Annotated in this window: 21 protein-coding genes, 1 tRNA gene and 3 pseudogenes; 1 reads left to right on the forward strand and 24 read right to left on the reverse strand. The window is 39.7% G+C overall.

Features of this window, described 5'->3' with window-relative positions:
• Positions 1-126 precede the first annotated feature (126 nt).
• The 10 genes from EKM89_RS12485 to EKM89_RS12530 are packed head-to-tail and all read right to left on the reverse strand — an operon-like array spanning position 127 to position 8,552.
• Entirely contained in the window at positions 127-318 is a 192-nt protein-coding gene (locus tag EKM89_RS12485) for a glycosyltransferase (RefSeq protein WP_225421883.1), read from the reverse strand.
• A gap of 14 nt (positions 319-332) precedes the next feature.
• Positions 333-1,538, reverse strand: a complete 1,206-nt coding sequence (locus EKM89_RS12490) for an EpsG family protein (protein ID WP_125688998.1) — start codon at positions 1,536-1,538, stop codon at positions 333-335.
• 21 nt (positions 1,539-1,559) lie between these two features.
• Positions 1,560-2,639 (reverse strand): glycosyltransferase family 4 protein, encoded by a 1,080-nt coding sequence (locus EKM89_RS12495; protein ID WP_057826459.1) that lies wholly within the window; start codon positions 2,637-2,639, stop codon positions 1,560-1,562.
• Between the two features lie 19 nt (positions 2,640-2,658).
• Positions 2,659-3,528, reverse strand: a complete 870-nt coding sequence (locus tag EKM89_RS12500; RefSeq protein WP_225421884.1) for a glycosyltransferase — start codon at positions 3,526-3,528, stop codon at positions 2,659-2,661.
• Between the two features lie 36 nt (positions 3,529-3,564).
• Complete coding sequence (locus EKM89_RS12505; protein WP_404819985.1) at positions 3,565-4,227, reverse strand: sugar transferase; 663 nt, start codon at positions 4,225-4,227, stop codon at positions 3,565-3,567.
• A gap of 10 nt (positions 4,228-4,237) precedes the next feature.
• Positions 4,238-5,176 (reverse strand): NAD-dependent epimerase/dehydratase family protein, encoded by a 939-nt coding sequence (locus tag EKM89_RS12510; RefSeq protein WP_125689004.1) that lies wholly within the window; start codon positions 5,174-5,176, stop codon positions 4,238-4,240.
• Positions 5,177-5,188: 12 nt separating this feature from the next.
• The gene (locus EKM89_RS12515; protein WP_125689008.1) at positions 5,189-5,971 is read right to left on the reverse strand and encodes a tyrosine-protein phosphatase; all 783 of its coding nucleotides are present in this window, start codon (positions 5,969-5,971) and stop codon (positions 5,189-5,191) included.
• Positions 5,971-6,735 carry a CpsD/CapB family tyrosine-protein kinase gene (locus EKM89_RS12520; protein WP_125689010.1) on the reverse strand — a complete coding sequence of 255 codons (765 nt, stop codon included), beginning with the start codon at positions 6,733-6,735 and terminating at the stop codon, positions 5,971-5,973. Before EKM89_RS12520 ends, EKM89_RS12515 begins: the two co-directional genes overlap by 1 nt.
• A gap of 12 nt (positions 6,736-6,747) precedes the next feature.
• Positions 6,748-7,536 carry a YveK family protein gene (locus EKM89_RS12525; protein ID WP_125689012.1) on the reverse strand — a complete coding sequence of 263 codons (789 nt, stop codon included), beginning with the start codon at positions 7,534-7,536 and terminating at the stop codon, positions 6,748-6,750.
• A gap of 11 nt (positions 7,537-7,547) precedes the next feature.
• Positions 7,548-8,552 (reverse strand): LCP family protein, encoded by a 1,005-nt coding sequence (locus EKM89_RS12530; RefSeq protein ID WP_125689014.1) that lies wholly within the window; start codon positions 8,550-8,552, stop codon positions 7,548-7,550.
• A 293-nt stretch (positions 8,553-8,845) separates the two neighbouring features.
• On the opposite strand from EKM89_RS12530, the pseudogene EKM89_RS12540 reads away from it, so the two are divergent.
• Positions 8,846-9,397: pseudogene (locus EKM89_RS12540) on the forward strand (IS30-like element ISLpl1 family transposase); the annotation flags it as partial.
• On the opposite strand, the gene EKM89_RS12545 reads toward EKM89_RS12540, so the two are convergent.
• The 14 genes and pseudogenes from EKM89_RS12545 to EKM89_RS12605 all read right to left on the reverse strand — a co-directional run.
• On the reverse strand, positions 9,292-9,693 hold the full coding sequence (locus EKM89_RS12545; RefSeq protein ID WP_225421885.1) for a phage terminase small subunit P27 family: 402 nt from the start codon (positions 9,691-9,693) through the stop codon (positions 9,292-9,294). The pseudogene EKM89_RS12540 and the gene EKM89_RS12545 sit on opposite strands and share 106 nt — an antisense overlap.
• Positions 9,694-9,954: 261 nt before the next feature.
• Positions 9,955-10,467: an HNH endonuclease gene (locus EKM89_RS12550; protein ID WP_125689017.1), complete on the reverse strand. Its 513-nt coding sequence runs from the start codon at positions 10,465-10,467 to the stop codon at positions 9,955-9,957.
• On the reverse strand, positions 10,445-10,612 hold the full coding sequence (locus EKM89_RS14110; RefSeq protein WP_164510589.1) for a hypothetical protein: 168 nt from the start codon (positions 10,610-10,612) through the stop codon (positions 10,445-10,447). The genes EKM89_RS12550 and EKM89_RS14110 overlap by 23 nt, the downstream gene beginning before the upstream one ends.
• Before the next feature lie 286 nt (positions 10,613-10,898).
• Positions 10,899-10,972, reverse strand: a tRNA-Ile gene (locus EKM89_RS12555).
• A gap of 137 nt (positions 10,973-11,109) precedes the next feature.
• The gene (locus EKM89_RS12560) at positions 11,110-11,538 is read right to left on the reverse strand and encodes a transcriptional regulator (RefSeq protein ID WP_125689019.1); all 429 of its coding nucleotides are present in this window, start codon (positions 11,536-11,538) and stop codon (positions 11,110-11,112) included.
• Between the two features lie 143 nt (positions 11,539-11,681).
• Entirely contained in the window at positions 11,682-11,897 is a 216-nt protein-coding gene (locus tag EKM89_RS12565; protein ID WP_125689021.1) for a hypothetical protein, read from the reverse strand.
• A gap of 93 nt (positions 11,898-11,990) precedes the next feature.
• Positions 11,991-12,299, reverse strand: a complete 309-nt coding sequence (locus EKM89_RS12570; protein WP_125689023.1) for a hypothetical protein — start codon at positions 12,297-12,299, stop codon at positions 11,991-11,993.
• 30 nt (positions 12,300-12,329) lie between these two features.
• Positions 12,330-12,521 carry a hypothetical protein gene (locus tag EKM89_RS12575; protein WP_125689025.1) on the reverse strand — a complete coding sequence of 64 codons (192 nt, stop codon included), beginning with the start codon at positions 12,519-12,521 and terminating at the stop codon, positions 12,330-12,332.
• Positions 12,502-12,894: a hypothetical protein gene (locus EKM89_RS12580; RefSeq protein WP_225421886.1), complete on the reverse strand. Its 393-nt coding sequence runs from the start codon at positions 12,892-12,894 to the stop codon at positions 12,502-12,504. The genes EKM89_RS12575 and EKM89_RS12580 overlap by 20 nt, the downstream gene beginning before the upstream one ends.
• Entirely contained in the window at positions 12,887-13,234 is a 348-nt protein-coding gene (locus tag EKM89_RS12585) for a YopX family protein (RefSeq protein WP_404819984.1), read from the reverse strand. Before EKM89_RS12585 ends, EKM89_RS12580 begins: the two co-directional genes overlap by 8 nt.
• A gap of 41 nt (positions 13,235-13,275) precedes the next feature.
• On the reverse strand, positions 13,276-13,677 hold the full coding sequence (locus EKM89_RS12590) for a hypothetical protein (protein ID WP_125689029.1): 402 nt from the start codon (positions 13,675-13,677) through the stop codon (positions 13,276-13,278).
• Between the two features lie 5 nt (positions 13,678-13,682).
• Positions 13,683-13,997, reverse strand: a complete 315-nt coding sequence (locus tag EKM89_RS12595; RefSeq protein ID WP_125689033.1) for a VRR-NUC domain-containing protein — start codon at positions 13,995-13,997, stop codon at positions 13,683-13,685.
• Between the two features lie 278 nt (positions 13,998-14,275).
• Positions 14,276-15,619 (reverse strand): annotated as a pseudogene (locus EKM89_RS12600) (DNA primase family protein); the annotation flags it as partial.
• Positions 15,580-15,686: pseudogene (locus EKM89_RS12605) on the reverse strand (IS30 family transposase); the annotation flags it as partial. The pseudogenes EKM89_RS12605 and EKM89_RS12600, both read right to left, overlap by 40 nt.

The raw sequence follows: 15,686 nt of genomic DNA on the forward strand, positions 1-15,686 counted from the left end.
TTTCTCAGTTTAATGTTTATAACGAGAAGTCTCTGAAGCGGATCCACCGAGGGTTCAAAGGACTCCAGGACACCTTGGAAGCATCATTTATTTAAGTTAGATACATATTATATGTACGAAGGCATTTCATTTACACAAGATTCTTGACGCTACCTTTTTCCTCTCGATTGTTTTAAGAAAGTTTTTAGAAGCATCCACTGAACCATCATCTATAATAATGATCTCCTTTTTACACATTGCTATAGAAGCAATACTTTCAACTATTTTTTCTACTCTTTCGGTACAATTAAAGGTCGGAATGATTACACTGAGTAGCATTTTGGCACTTCCTTTTAATAGACTGGAATATTAGTAAAGAAATGAAACAGATTAGATATGCACAACTGGAAAAATGGAGATATAAACACCATCCTTTTAACATTAGCATAACAAATAACAATGCCAATACATATAGTCACAATACACATTGAGAAAATTAAATATCTTATGTTTAACCTAATTTTGGATATATATCTAGCCACATAAATTAATGCTAAGAAAGTAGTCACTAATATGTATCTGTCAAAAATCATTGGCGTAAATATCAATGCAAATTGTACAAGTGACATAAATAAGAGCATTCTTCCAAATTGTGATAATCTATATTCCCTAGATAATTGGCTGAATACAATTAATGCCATAATTAACACTACAATTGTCAGCAATCTTTCTAAGTATATAAATAAAAGCCCATTAGCAGAATGCTGCATAAAATCACTTGAATAGGTGTTTGTCATATTCATAATTTGAAAGATTGGATTGCCACTCCCCAACGACGAGTTAGAATCAGTAACGAACCTGAGATAAATAGCAAGTAGCAACATTGGAAATAGTATTTTGGAAATTGAAATTTTTTTAATACATGCTACGTAAATAGCTAAAATAGAAGCTAAAATAATACCAGGGTGAAAAATCATTGGAATTAAAAACATCCATACATATCTTCGATTTTGAACTTTTTCAAAATATTCATATACGATAAGTCCAAATAAAGAACATGCTAAAGACCATCGCATAGTGCTTGCTGTATTTAAAAAATTATATAAAAGCGGCAAGGGCAAACTCAAAAATAGAGCTGTAGATCCACTTATTTTACATCGTTCTTTTAAGTCAACAAAGGGAAAAAATAATGAAAATAGACAAATCACCGTATTAATATAAGGTAGTAAATTAAAGTATGCTGTTTTTGAAACCAGCATTTCTAAGGCTATGAAACCGATACTTGATGATTGATATCCAATTAATCCATTATTTTGTGAAAGCATTGAAAATTCCTGCCAATTTGAAATTGAACGCAGTTGGCCAAGCATTTGAAAATATCTATATGCATCATCCTCCACTGAGGGAATATAGACCAACACTAATAAACTAAACGTCAGCACCGCCCATAATAATAACCAATACGTCTTTCTCCCTCGCATGAGAAAAGATAATGCTAAAATTGCAAAGCTGGCAGGGATTGGTAGAAAGATATACAGCGCAATCAGTACTAATATCATCAAACTTTCCCCCAAACTTAATTATTTCAAATTCCCTTTTACGGCTTTAACATATAATTCTTGATATTTTTTTGACATCACTTCATCACTAAATATTATTTTAGCTTCTCTATATATTTTTTTTTCTTTATTAACTAACTTAATTACATTCCCAAAGGAATTCACAAAGTTATCAGTATCATTATTTTTAAATAGTTCACCAAATGATCCTTGGTGAATAATTTCTTTATGGCTTCTAATATCCGAAAGTAATAGTGGTTTGCCAAAAGACAATGCCTCAAGAGCTGCCATGGGTAAGCCTTCTGAACGGGACGCAGAGGCTACGATATCTGCTTTCTGAAAAAAAGGAACGGTATTTTTTTTAAATCCAGTAAATACTATATTGGGATATTTTCTATATTTTTCCTTTAAAGCTTTAAATTCTGGACCGTCACCTACCACTTTTAAAGTTACTTTATAATTAACAATTTGCAAAACAGATCTAATTAAAAAATCAACATTTTTAAGTTTAGATACCGATCCAACATAAACGATATTAATTTTTTCCCCTTTCAAGCCACCATTAATCGTTATAGCATTGTTAAAAGAAACACCATTTCTTATGGATAATGGAGTAAGGTTTGTTCTTTCCTTTAAATCCATACTCACTGATTCTGAGCAAGAAATATCTATTAGTTTTCTAAATAAAAAGCAATGAAGTCTAGCTAAAAGATTCCCCTTGCATTTTCCGAATGTCATCGGATAATCTTCAAAGGGATTATTATGAATTGTCGAAATATTCACCACATTTTTACGTTTAAAAAGAACATTAACCATATCTGGAAGTATGCCATGAGAATGAATAATTAATTTTTGGGGATCATCATTTAAAATCATTCTAATCTTTTTAATCCCATCGATCATACTTCTTTCACTATAAACTTTAATGTCAATATCTTGAAAATCGCAAATTATGGAATCAAGTCCTTCTGGTTTAAAAGTAACAATGATTGGATCAAAAATGCTCCTATTTAAGTTTTCTACAATGTGAAATAAAACATTCACCGGTCCACAACGCTTAAGAGAACGTATTAAATACACAATCTTTATTCTATTATTCATTAACAGTTTTCTCCTAATTCTATAAGTGACCATGATCTCTTACGTAGCCTTGCCTATGTAGAGTATTTTTATACAATAATTTTCTGGCCCATCCAGGACTGATTGTATTAACTATCATTATAATGCTTCCGATATACTCTTCACACTTATTAACCAATCCCGATTTATACAATAATTTTCGCAATTTTAAAATATATTTCACATTTTTTATTCCCCCACGTCGTTTGTACATCCCGTCATCTACACGCATGTGGACAAGAATCTTAGGCAGATTTTTAAATACATTTCCATTTGAAATAATCTTAACCCACAGAAAATAATCCTCAAGTTTCCCTTGGCTATCATATCCACCAACACTTTGTAAAATATTTTTTTTTATCATTACAGTTGGATGGTTAAATGGATTCCTCCATTTTAAAAATTGACGAATTTTTTTCTCATAAAGTGGAACATCACGATGCCCAACAACATTCTCTATAGAGGTTTCAAATTCATCAACTTGTCCTCCAAGAAGTGATAAATTAGGGTTAGCTATAATTTCCCTTAATTGTAGCTCAAAACGATTGGGAACAGCGATATCATCGGAATCCATTCGTGCAATCCATTCGCCCTTAACCTTGTTTGTCCCAAGCCGTAGTGCCGATCCTAACCCTTGATTTTGCTTTCCCCTGACAATATCGTATAGACCATCATACATTAGTTTGTGACGCTTTATAACTTTATATAATTCTAATGTTAACGGCCCATCTTCTACTAAAACAATCTGATTAGGCATTATCGTTTGGGATTCTATGCTTTTTAATGATTCATCTAAGAATTCCGATTTTTCTTTTTTATAAACCGACATTAATACAGAAAAAGTCGGTAAATTTTCATTTTCCATAAACATTTAATTAGAACCTTCTTGCTAAATTGGTATCCATTATTACCTTGCTCCATCACCTGTTATAATTATTTTTACAGTTTCTAATGCAATCTTTATATCAAACAAAAACGAATAATTTTTAATATAGTAATTATCTAGGTGACACTTTTTTCCTGGAGATATATCATAGCCGCCGTTAACTTGAGCGTATCCCGTAATGCCTGGAGTTATTCGTAAACGTTGCGGGAATTCCGGCCATTTTTCATAAAATTCCTGTGTTAAAACAAACCTCTCCGGACGGGGACCAACTAAGCTCATATCTCCTTTGATAATGCTCCAAAACTGTGGCAATTCATCAACTCGTGTCTTACGCATAAAGCGACCAACTGAGGTAACCCGTGGGTCATTTTTCTTAGCCCAAACGGCTCCAGTTTTCTTCTCAGCATCATTTCGCATTGACCGTAGCTTAACGATCGTAATTGGCTTTCCCATATAGCCAACACGTTTCTGCTTGAAGAATACTAGCCCTTTTGAGTTCAGCTTAATCAAGATTGCAAAGACTAAAATAATTGGTAAACTAATAATTCCAAAAATTGTGCCAAAGATAATATCACAAATTCTCTTTCCAATCAGCTTTGACTTGGGAATCGGCTTTCCAATATGTTCCAAAAATGAGTAATGATTCTCTGGACTGATTGTCTTCTCTACCGAAGTTTGCAAAATAATCCTCCTACTAATTTTTCGAGTAATACTTCCAATAATTGGTTAAACCATCATGAAGTGACCATTGAGGCTTAAACCCAATGCTCTTAAGCTTGGATACATCAGCCCGTGATTTACTAATATCACCTAGGCGAGCCTCTTTTTTAATGATATTTAACTTACTTCCTGCAATATTTTCGTAAGTACGAATAACATCAATCAATGGCGTTTCATCACCATTTGCAATGTTATAAACGGTTAGTTCATCCGTCTCTGTTGAAATTTTGATCAGAGCATCAACCACATCTTCAACATAAATAAAATCGCGGGTTTGAGAGCCGTCTCCATAAAGGGTGAAAGGCTTATTTTCTTTCAAACACTTTGTTACAATTGATAAGACCCCAGAATATTCAGAGTTAGGATTTTGACGTGGACCATAAACATTGAAGAAACGAACAGCAACTGTCGGAATGTCATATAATCGACCGTAGTCAACCGTATAGCGTTCGGAAGAGTACTTGTCAATTGCGTAAGGGGTCAACGGATCAACATGGGAATTCTCAGTCTTTGGAAAATCAGCGGTGTTTCCATAAACGGCTGCTGATGAGGTAAAGAGAAACTTCTTAATAGGAAGATGGTTAGTACGAATGAATTCCAAAGTATTAACCACTGATTCCTGGTTTACAAGGTGCGTATACCATGGCCGGACTACTGAGTCAGCGACACTCGATACTGCCGCCAAATAATATATGTAGTCAAAATTACCCTTTAAAAGAAGATCATGCATGAACTGCTCATCACAAACGGTATGTTTATAAAAAACAATCTCGTCTTTAATGTCGGTAAGGTTCTCTAACCGGCCCATTGAAAGGTCGTCAACCACTATCACTTTATCGCCGTTTGCGACTAGTTTGTGGGCTAAAAAAGACCCAATAAAGCCAGCTCCGCCTGTAATTAATACCTTAGTCATATTATTCTCCCTCTAAAATAACCAAAAATGTTTCTTCTTTTTATTTATAGCGTGTAAATCATTTATTGGAACATTTTCCCCATTAATAATTGAACGCGCATTCCGCTGGTACTGGTCCGCTAGCTCATGGCCAAATTCGTGTTGCAACTTATCAAAAGCCTGTCCCATTTCATACTTTCGACCTGGGAGGTCATGAGCATCAGAAGCAAAGACATAGCCTTGACCTGCCTCGATCAGATGCCGACAAAAGGTCTCCACTTTCTTACAGAAGGTCCCCACATAGGAACTCGCCGTGAGCTGAGACAGACACCCCTTCTCCAACAGTTGATAGAGTAGCTCCGGCTGCGCCATGATCTTGGTATTTCGCTCTGGGTGCACGATTACCGGCGTAATCCCCCGTTTCTGTAGATCAAAAATCATCTGGTTCGTGTAGTGAGGCACGTCGTCGTCGGGAAACTCCAGCATCAGGTAGCGGTTGCCGGTGTCGGTGTCGGCGAAGAGAATATCATCCTTATCCAAGGCATCTAGTAGTTGCCCATTGATTCGGACTTCTTGACCAGGAAAAACCGTCAGTGGAATATTATGAGCCTTAAGCTGTTCCTGAAACTCGTTTGTCCGTCGAATTACATCCTGCTTATGGTTCACATACCGACCGTTCATGTGGTGCGGTGTCAAGAGGGCGTGAGTAACCCCATTCTCCGTTGCTTCCCGGGCCAGTCGCAATGAGATATCCATGTTTTTAGAACCATCGTCAATCCCCGGCAAGAGGTGACAGTGGAGATCAACCATTACCATTACTTATCGTCTCCATCATTGCCGTAACTGTAGCCATAGCCATAGCCATAACCATAGCCATAGCCAGCAGAGCCATCACTCGGTACGTCGTTCATCACATAGCCAAGCAGGTTAGCGTGAGCCAACTTCAGGAGTTCAACCGCTCGCTTAGCACCAAGTTTCTGGGTCTGACCCTGCTTAATAACCAGGACTACTGCGTCCAAATTGTGGGCAATGACCTGGGTATCGGTAACTTCTAGCATCGGTGGCACGTCAACGATTACCATGTCATAACGATTCTTTGCTGCTGCTAATAAGTCTCTCATGCGTTGTGAATTTAACAACTCGGCAGGATTTGGTGGTGTCGGTCCACTCGTTAGCAATGATAAATTATTGATTCCACTTGGCTGGATAATCTGATTAAGGTTAATTGTCTTAGCTTGACTCGTTAAAATTGTAGTGAGCCCTTCACGATTATCGAGATCAAAGGTTCCATGAAGAGTAGGTCGGCGCAAATCAGCATCAACTAAGAGAACTTGTTGACCATTCTGTGCCCAAACGACTGCTAAATTATCGGTTACTGTTGACTTACCTTCTGAAACACTAGCTGAGGTTAAAGCCAGCGTCTTAATTGGGTGATCAATCGCCATGAAACTAATATTGGTTCGCAAGGTTCTGAACTGCTCAGAAATTGAGCTTTTCGAGTGAACGGCTGTAATTAGCCGAATACCTTCGTGTAAGGACATATCTGACTGTTTCTTATTTTTATGATGAAATAATGGCATTCTTTGTTCCTCCTATACCCGACGCTCAGCATTATTACTGTTGTTCTGGCGACGATCAGGATGGAACTTATGATTCATCTTAAAATGATCAACATGACCAAGATTGATTAGGCCCAACTCACTAGTCATGAATTCATCCTTTTTGACCGTTGTATTCAACAGTTCTTTAACAATCAGATAAATAGCGCTGCCTATTAACCCCAGAATTACTCCTACCAAGGTAAACAACTTAACATTTGGGAAAGATGGTACTCCAGGTATAGCTGCCCGTGACACAATCGTGACGTTATTAACTGACATTATCTTCTTAATTTGCTTCTTAAATACTCGGGCAATTGTATTCGCTGTGGCCGCCGAAAGGTTAGGATCACTCGTCGTGACTGCTACTGAAAACACCTGGGAGTTTTGTTGAGTACTAATTTTGATAGCATTTTTCAATTCTGCGGCAGAGATATTATACGATCGACCATAGCCCTGAGAAGTTTGGGAACTGTTCAACTCGTGACTAACCTTATTCAAAATTACCTGGTTCGTAATAATATCCTTATAGGTATTAATCATCTGAATATCAGCTTGCTGATTATTGTAATCCTGTCCATTGTTATCACTACTGTGTTTCTGATTAACCAGAATCTCAGTGTTTGCTGTATATTTAGGAACAACAACAAATTGAGCAATTGCAAAGCCAATAACACCAGCTATCAATGTCCAGATAATTAACAACTTAAAATGCTTGCGAAATATCGCCATTAAGCGGCCTAAATCAATTGTGTTGCTTGTTTCTTCTACTGAATTCTCCAAAGCTCTACCCCTTAATTCTTCAAACTATTCTGCAGTAAATTCGTAATTCGCTGTTGTTCGCTGGTTGGGACGATTTCGTAGTCCTGACCGCCCTCTTCCGCACCGTGACCCTGGGCGTGGTCCTGGACACTCTTGGCATTCGTACCACGGTAGTCCTTGGTTAGGGTCATCATGTTGTTAAAGGTCAGATCAGTCTGGGAACTATCGGCGATCGTCTTCAGGAACTGCTGGTTGAGGATCGTCTTGTAAGAAACTGACTTCTTCAGCAGAGCCGTGATGACCAACCGTTGCCGCTGCTGACGCCCGTAGTCACCCTGCGGATCGTCGTAACGCATCCGGCTGAACTTCAGGGCATTGCTGCCGTTGAGGTGGTAGGTCTGCCCCTTCTGGAAGTGAACCCCTTCATAATCGAAGGTCAATGGCGACTTGACGTCAACGCCGCCAACCTGATTGATGGCCTTCTCTAGGCCGCCCATGTTGACCAGGACGTAGTAGTCAATCGGGATATCAAAGTGCTTCTGGACCGTCTTGACGCTCTCCTTGACCCCACCATAGGTGTAGGCCGCGTTGATCTTGGCCGGAGAATCGTCCGGGTAGTCCGGCAGGTTGACCTTCATGTCCCGCGGCAGGCTGACGATCGTGGTCGTCTTCTTCTGCGGGTTAAGGGTCATGATTATCATCGTGTCGGTCCGCCCCTTGTAGTTCCGACCGAGTGCTCCGGTATCGGTCCCCAGCAGGAGGATTGAGACCGGATTCCTTTCAGCCAAAACTTTATTGGCGTCCCGACTCTTGGTGATCCCGGCACTGTTGTACATGCCACCCGTGGTGGCCTTGAGGTTGTGCCAGGCCACCCCCGCAAAGAAGAGGGCGACTAAAACTAGGATCCCACAGCACCACCAGAAGATCTTCCAACCGCGGTGACGGCGGTGATGACGATGGTGATGATGCCGGTGCACCTCGCTCGTGGTCGGTTCGACCTGGCTGCGCCGTGAATACTGCTTATCTTCATCAGACATAAGAATAACGCTTCCCATTATTATGATTTTTTCGTCAACAATTCTAAAAAAATCTTTTAATTCATTCTTAATAAGTATGGCAACACTTCCCCTGCTCGTCAAGCTGGATTGAAGTCAATATTTGAGACAGATTTTAAGAGACATTCAGAACCGCGTTTACCTTCCACAGCTCAAATAAATCATTAATCGCGATTGGTAGATTGTAAAATTAATCCGAACGCTGTTCGGACAAAAAAGATCAGCTTCCTTTAAAATGGTGTTTACCACAAACCCATCTTTTAGGAGCTGATCTTTTGTCTAGTATAACCTATTCCGAACGAATTAAAATCGAAACCTTTTGTGAACTAGGGCTGTCCAATATCCAAATGGGCGTTCGGCTGAACCGATCACCGTCAACAATTTCTTATGAATTATCTCGATGTCAACCTTATCAGGCTGAATTAGCACAAACAGATGCCGAATACAAGCGATCACGATGTGGTCGGAAAACTAAGCTGAGCGATGAGTTAAAGCAAAAAATTCTCAACCATTTACGTCTAAGCTGGTCACCAGGAATGATTGCTCACGAATTTAAACTAGCTACTAAATCTATTTATAATTGGCTAAATCAGGGGAGAATTGATTTCTCCTTGAATGATCTACCTGAACATGGCGTACGCCAACGGCGTAACGTTGACCAACGATCCAAATATAATCAATCTTTGGGGCGATCAATTGAACAGCGTCCCATGATGATTAATCAACGTAATCGCATCGGCGATTTTGAACTAGATACAGTCGTTGGTCCTCGTGGGCATAGTAAGGCAGTTTTATTAACTTTAATCGATCGCAAATCACGGTTCCTTGGATTACGCTTGTAGCCCACGAAGTCTCGACCAATTTTTTTACCGGTCTGATCTTGTAACGTTTTATAGATTGCTTGGACTTCACCGTTCTTTTGAATGTGTTTATACGCATTGCGGTAAATCTCATATTGGGAAGCATATTGTTCCACAAGCCCGCTATCAATGCGTTTAACTGGGGTGTTATCCTCTAAAAAAGGCACTAATCGACGCCAAACGACCTTAGCTTGCCGTCCTAAGTAAGCTGGCGGTGTGCACGTTAATTGACCGTCGTTGACGTCTTTATCCGCTTTTTTCATTTTCTCTGCCTCCTTTCATTATTGAGCGACCCCCCCTACCTAAAAATTTTTAAAAAACGTTTGCGTCACAAAATGAGGGTTATGTGCGGCTCTCTCGACCGTTAATATGGGGCGGGGGTGATTTTTATTTAGCTTTCGATACATTACACCTGATTGCTCTATTATTCCTTAGAACGCAAATTAGGAGTATTTAACTGGACAGTCAGATAATCAGGTGTGTTACCGTTCACCATAATTTTGCAGTCCGAATACCCTTGTTAATCACTCCTTATTCATCAATGCATTAATAGCACTCACATCAGTAATCTCATCAACTTGTCTTAGCTCGTTACCTTGTCCAGTCCCGTAGTATCGCTGTTCCCAATCAGTCTTTCGTCTATGACACTTACCACAGATGACAGCAAGGTTATCAACATTTGCTTTCAGTGCTTCGTTAAACTCAATCGGCACGACGTGATCAACTGTTTTAGCAGGTGTGATAAGTCCTTGCACTTTACAGTAAGCGCACAAATAATGGTCACGTTCTAGTACTTGTTGTCTTAGATGTGACCATTGCCTTGTACGATAGAAGTTGTATTGCTGGCGCTTAGCGTCATCGCGATTACGTGTGACCGTGTTGTACTTGTGCGAGTACTGCTTATCATGTGACCTAGCCCAACGCTGCCTGCTTGCTAGGTACTCTGCTTCATGTTCATAATGCTGTTGGCAATAATGATCTGGGAAGTTAACCATGGCATGGCACCCTGGCTGTCTACAGCGTCTTACTCTTGGCATGGTCACCACCACCTTTGTGTAAATTAAAAGCGCCATGTTTCTTAGCACGACGCTCACGTTTCTTCTTATCAGCCAACCAACGCTCTAAGTCACGATAGCAATGGTTCTCTGTTGGGCTAACGTAGCCATACTCAGTGTGTTGCATGTAGCCACACCCCTAACACAATAATGAGCAGCACCATCAGCAGGCCGAATATTAAGTTGTCCCGTTGATAGTTTCTCATTACAATTCCTCCAAACTAAAAGGCCGCCTCATTTGAGACGACCGTGTATGTGATTGGTGTGGAATCGAACCACACGCGGTTATGAACCTCCTGACGTGGACTTTTTCTATCTTCATCCACGTTTCAACCACCCGTCGACTTACGCTTTTAAGCTTAGCGTATAGAACTCGCATTTTGGTATTGCGCAATACCGTGGCTGCTGACCAATGGACCTTGTTGGGCTTAAACCAACGACCGGACGGTTATGAGCCGTCTGCTCTAATCAACTGAGCTAAAGGTCCTTAGACAATACGTGCAACGGGATTCGGACCCGTATCTTCTTTGCTCTGCCATTGAGCTATGCACGTGCCTTAACGGTTTTCATCTATGATACTAATTTACACCCAAACTAGGGGGCAAAAATACACAAATAATACGCTTAATCTAAGTTATACAAGCCAAGCCCCTTTGCACATTCTTTAACGAACTTGTTACGTAACCCAAAAGCCTTGGTATGGCTAACATGAATTAGTCCATTTGAGATTAATCCATCGATCGTATATCGAGGCCGTTTTCTGAAATACAGCTCGTCAATAATAATTTCGGTGTCTTCTCCCACTTCATCTAAGCAGTCATCAATAACTTGGCGCTGCTTCTTCAGTGCGTTAATCCGCTTGTCTTCATCTAGCGTGATAATTAACCGGTCTTCGCTATCGTCGAACCCGTTCTGCGCCCGACCACCGCCAACATTCTCATCAACTGGCGTTACCGGATAACGTAACTCCTGTTCACGTTGTTCAATGTACTTATCAATCTTAGGATAATCCCGTAAGATGTCCTCTACCGTTCTAATCGTCGATCGTTTCACCCATCATTCCTCCATCTTAAGCTTATTTTAAGTTTGCTTTAATGTTAATGGCATAATGTTTTGTTCGTTGGCCGCGGAGTAAGAGTTAATTTTAGAAGCTAATTTGGGGTAAGGGCTGCTGCTGGGCGGCCCTTTTTTGCTATCTAAAATGGCCGTGTAAGCTCGTGTAGCACGTTAGTAATCTCCGCGTTACTCAGCATACCCAAAGCAATGTAAACTTCCTTAGGCGCGCTGTGATTGCCTAATTTGGATTGAAACTCAGCTATCCCCATCAATACATCGTCTTCTAGTACCAATGATTCCAGATAGCTAAGCAGCATACGTTGGTTGCCGTTCATTGCGTCGCGCGTTTTATCCAAGATTAGTCCTCCCAATCATCTGATTCTTCTAGCTCAATTCCTGCGTAATTTATAAGGTCATTAATTGTTTGATTGACAGCGCGTTTTGCCATTTTATTCCCCCTGGAATACACACGAAATAACTGCTTCATGTAAATCTGCAAGTAGCTTCCTATTTCGTGTGTATTCAATAGAGCCTTGGCTAGCTTTCTTAACAAGAATTGTTTTTTCTGGTAATTTAAGTTCAGCAGCAGCTCTATTTGCTATTGATGTTGCCTGGTCCATGTCGGTCAGAACAGAAAGTGCTTTGTCAGGGTCATCCGTTTCACAATATTCAACGTAACCGCTAACTAGACGACGATCCATCCGCTTAATATAGGAATGACTATTGTTGTTATAAAAAACATAATTTTTTTCATTCATGCTATTTTCCTCCTACATGAAATATGAATTTTATCTCATTGTCAGCTCATGGATAACCTGGTTGCGTTCCTTCACTGACAACTTGTTAATCGTGTTGCGCTGGCTGTCGCTCAGTTTGATAAAGTGATTGCCACACCACACCAACGCCTGTGCCACATCGCCACCATAGCTTGCCATGCCTTGCAGCACATATTTGCGATACTCAATCTGTTCGTGTGTCATTGTCTGCCTCCACTTGATAATTTCCATAAATCAAAGCAAGCATTACCTGTGCTTCTTTAAAATTGTATGAGAAGTAGTCATCGCTCCATTTTTTGAAGCCATCACTGACCGGTAGCCAATCCATTACCTGCTCACAATCTTCTTTGCACTTTTCTTCGTCTCTGGCAAAAATGTATTCTAATGCGCCTTGGAAAGTTAAACCATTTTCCATTTCTTCTGCAAAATACTCAATTCTGTCGGCAACTGGTTTAGGAAAAACAATCTTTGGTGGAACGCACTTGCCATCTTTAACCGACCATCCGTAAACACTCTTAGTCAGCTTTAAAAAATGACTCATTGTTTCTTCTTCAATTTCTTTAATTCTTTTATCCATGCTGCGCCTCCAATAGTTCTGGGTTCGTGTGTATGTTTCCAATGACTAATATACTGGATCGTATTTCATCTAAAAAATCATAATTAACGGAAAATGCACCTTTATTAAACTTGACTTTATATCTATTTCCTAGTTGTCCCCAATATTGAGATACAACTTCAACAATATCTCCTTCATAGATTTCCTTTCCATCAGCATCTTTAATGCCAGTAAACTGCAATAATTCAACATGATCATTTTTTATATCCCAAGTTTCATTTTTTCCATTCACGATAACATTTACAGAACTAGGTGTTCCTTGCGTGTCACCATTTTGGATTGCTGACACATAATCAGCCATTATCTTCCTGTACCCATTCCACGCTCTAAATTTTGGTACCATCATCCGCCCTCCCGTAGCTTCACTCGCATGTAGCGCACCCAATCTTTGTCGCGTCCCATAGCGCTAGCAATTTTTGGGTTGCTAGGATTGTCCATGTGATCGAGGTTGTATTTCAACTGTGTTAATTCATCTGGTGTGGCTTGGTAATCCAATTCGTCACGACTTTTCATTCTGCCACGTAATTGCTTTAGATAATTCAGTGACTTTGACCGTTCTTGTGCAATATATTCGCTGGTGTATCCACGGAGAATCAGGTGGCGTAGGATATTATTTTCTGCCGTATGCTGTTCCTCATCTTGACCGCGGATTTCTTTTTTAACATCTTCCGGCCACTTATCTGGATCGTCGCCATAATTGGCGTAAGCAGCTCTAATTTCAGCCATTTCCTTGTTTGATGACATAGTTTTTACTCCTTATCGACAATTTTTAACGCATCTTCAACTGATCGTGCAACACCATATAGAACCGGGTATTGGCTAATAAACTTTTCAAACTGTTGCTGGTCTTTACGCAGCCGTCCACGAGCATTTTTACACTCAATCAATATCATCTTTCCATCCGAATGACGGAATCCAGTAATATCAGGCCACCCCTTAGGAAACAGGGCAATTGTTCGACCATCTTTAGTTTTAACTTTTCCAGCATTACTTCGACATACGGTTGTATCGCTCTTTGATAACTCTAGTAAAATTTCATTTTGAATCTCATGTTCTGATTTAATGGTCACACCTCCAAGGGTGGACGGATAAATGGACGGATAATTGAATCGCTGTATCCCTTGTGGCTGTATGAATAAAGACTATTTTTTGCCGTGTGGACGGATATTTTCAACAAACCTTTATTTATATATCTTTTTTTACTCTTTTATCTTATATACTTTTATTAATTTATCCGTCCATAGTAATAAAAGGAGTAATAATACTTAGAGCCACAAGGGTTTTGGCTTATAAATCATCCGTCCGTTATCCGTCCATTTATCCGTCCATCCGTCCAAAAAGATTATTTTGCCCAATTCAATCTAGGATCATCTCTAATTTTTAATCCTAAATAAAATCGACCATTGCTTTGCTTATATTCAAATTTCTGCTTCATCTCACGGCCAAATTTTTGTTTGCTCATTGAGTACTCTGAATTTTCATTAGCCCATGATTGATATTTCTTAAATATCTCGCCAGCCGGAGCTTTATAATTGTCACCTATTTCGCAACAATCACTCATAAACAAACTAATGACATCCATTTCCTCGCGATATTGCTGACTAGCATTAGTCACACTAGCTGGTGGGTTTAATCCCTCCCTCTGCCACATTAATGCGCCTTCTACGATCCAATTTAAAATTCCAATTGACTCGCGCTGCAGCTTATACTTTAAGTCCTTATCAACTTTATCTGTCGGTATTTGAACCTTGAATGGAATCAGCATTAATCGCCGCCATATACCATCATCTGTGCCTCGTATGATTGGCTTGTGGTTAGTTGCTAACCATAGCTTAAACTGTGGCTTAAACTCGAATTCCTTACCATACAAATACCTTGCTGTTACTTTGTCTCCACCAGTTAACTGTTTAACTAGACCTTCATCCAATCTCACACCCTCATTAGGTTCACTCGAAGTAACTAATCGGGCACTCTCTAAGCGTGCAATGTCTGAATTTGCACCGGAGCTATTTTGACGAACCATGATAGAATCAGCCTGCATTGACTTAGCATAAGTTCCCAAAATATCCGAGATAGTATCAATGAAAATTGATTTACCATTGCGGCCATTTCCATACAAAATGAACATCACTTGTTCCTTAATGTTTCCTGTGGCCGAATACCCAACTGCTTTTTGAATGTAATGAATTAGTTCTTGGTCATTATCGAAAATTTGATCTAAAAACTCACTCCACTCTGGACAGTCAATATTATCGGTGTAATCAACGTCAGCCTGCTGGCTAAACATTTTTTTGATGTCGTGCTCATATAGGATCCCTGATGAAAGGTCAACATAGCCATTTGATGTATTCAGCAGTGTTTTGTCTTGGTCAAATTGGCCATGCAAAACTGGCACTCGGTGTTGAACTTCACTTAGCATGGCTTGTTTAGCAGCATGACTGCGAGACTTCTTTAAAAACTTATCCCAAGCTTCTTTGGCTTTTTCAGGGTCTACATCAGCAGACACATGAAGTTTTTCGTTGCGCATGTTATCAACTGTCATATCGATGTATTGTGCTACTTTACCTTCGTTATCCGTCTCCCAATAACCACCGTTGTAGCAGTACCAACACTTATCAATGTATGAGTATTTGGTAGATTGCAAATTTAATCCGAATTTTTGGACAAATTTGTCAGCATAACCTGATACGGTGTTTGCCAGTCGAGTATTTTAAGCGGTCGCTGGTTAATTTGGAGTAACGTCGTCGTTAAAT

The sequence above is a fragment of the Levilactobacillus fujinensis genome, assembly GCF_003946335.1.
GTDB classification, from domain to species: Bacteria; Bacillota; Bacilli; order Lactobacillales; family Lactobacillaceae; genus Levilactobacillus; species Levilactobacillus fujinensis.

Excerpts from the sequence above, each read along its gene's own strand:
- EKM89_RS14110 (WP_164510589.1), bottom strand. The coding sequence starts at position 10,612 with ATGCAACACACTGAGTATGGCTACGTTAGCCCAACAGAGAACCATTGC.
- EKM89_RS12520 (WP_125689010.1), bottom strand. The coding sequence starts at position 6,735 with ATGCCATTATTTCATCATAAAAATAAGAAACAGTCAGATATGTCCTTA.
- EKM89_RS12530 (WP_125689014.1), bottom strand. The coding sequence starts at position 8,552 with ATGTCTGATGAAGATAAGCAGTATTCACGGCGCAGCCAGGTCGAACCG.
- EKM89_RS12585 (WP_404819984.1), bottom strand. The coding sequence starts at position 13,234 with ATGGCTGATTATGTGTCAGCAATCCAAAATGGTGACACGCAAGGAACA.
- EKM89_RS12590 (WP_125689029.1), bottom strand. The coding sequence starts at position 13,677 with ATGTCATCAAACAAGGAAATGGCTGAAATTAGAGCTGCTTACGCCAAT.
- EKM89_RS12490 (WP_125688998.1), bottom strand. The coding sequence starts at position 1,538 with ATGATATTAGTACTGATTGCGCTGTATATCTTTCTACCAATCCCTGCC.
- EKM89_RS12510 (WP_125689004.1), bottom strand. The coding sequence starts at position 5,176 with ATGACTAAGGTATTAATTACAGGCGGAGCTGGCTTTATTGGGTCTTTT.
- EKM89_RS12575 (WP_125689025.1), bottom strand. The coding sequence starts at position 12,521 with ATGACACACGAACAGATTGAGTATCGCAAATATGTGCTGCAAGGCATG.
- EKM89_RS12570 (WP_125689023.1), bottom strand. The coding sequence starts at position 12,299 with ATGAATGAAAAAAATTATGTTTTTTATAACAACAATAGTCATTCCTAT.
- EKM89_RS12485 (WP_225421883.1), bottom strand. The coding sequence starts at position 318 with ATGCTACTCAGTGTAATCATTCCGACCTTTAATTGTACCGAAAGAGTA.
- EKM89_RS12580 (WP_225421886.1), bottom strand. The coding sequence starts at position 12,894 with ATGGATAAAAGAATTAAAGAAATTGAAGAAGAAACAATGAGTCATTTT.
- EKM89_RS12495 (WP_057826459.1), bottom strand. The coding sequence starts at position 2,639 with ATGAATAATAGAATAAAGATTGTGTATTTAATACGTTCTCTTAAGCGT.
- EKM89_RS12515 (WP_125689008.1), bottom strand. The coding sequence starts at position 5,971 with ATGGTAATGGTTGATCTCCACTGTCACCTCTTGCCGGGGATTGACGAT.
- EKM89_RS12545 (WP_225421885.1), bottom strand. The coding sequence starts at position 9,693 with ATGAAAAAAGCGGATAAAGACGTCAACGACGGTCAATTAACGTGCACA.
- EKM89_RS12500 (WP_225421884.1), bottom strand. The coding sequence starts at position 3,528 with ATGTTTATGGAAAATGAAAATTTACCGACTTTTTCTGTATTAATGTCG.
- EKM89_RS12550 (WP_125689017.1), bottom strand. The coding sequence starts at position 10,467 with ATGCCAAGAGTAAGACGCTGTAGACAGCCAGGGTGCCATGCCATGGTT.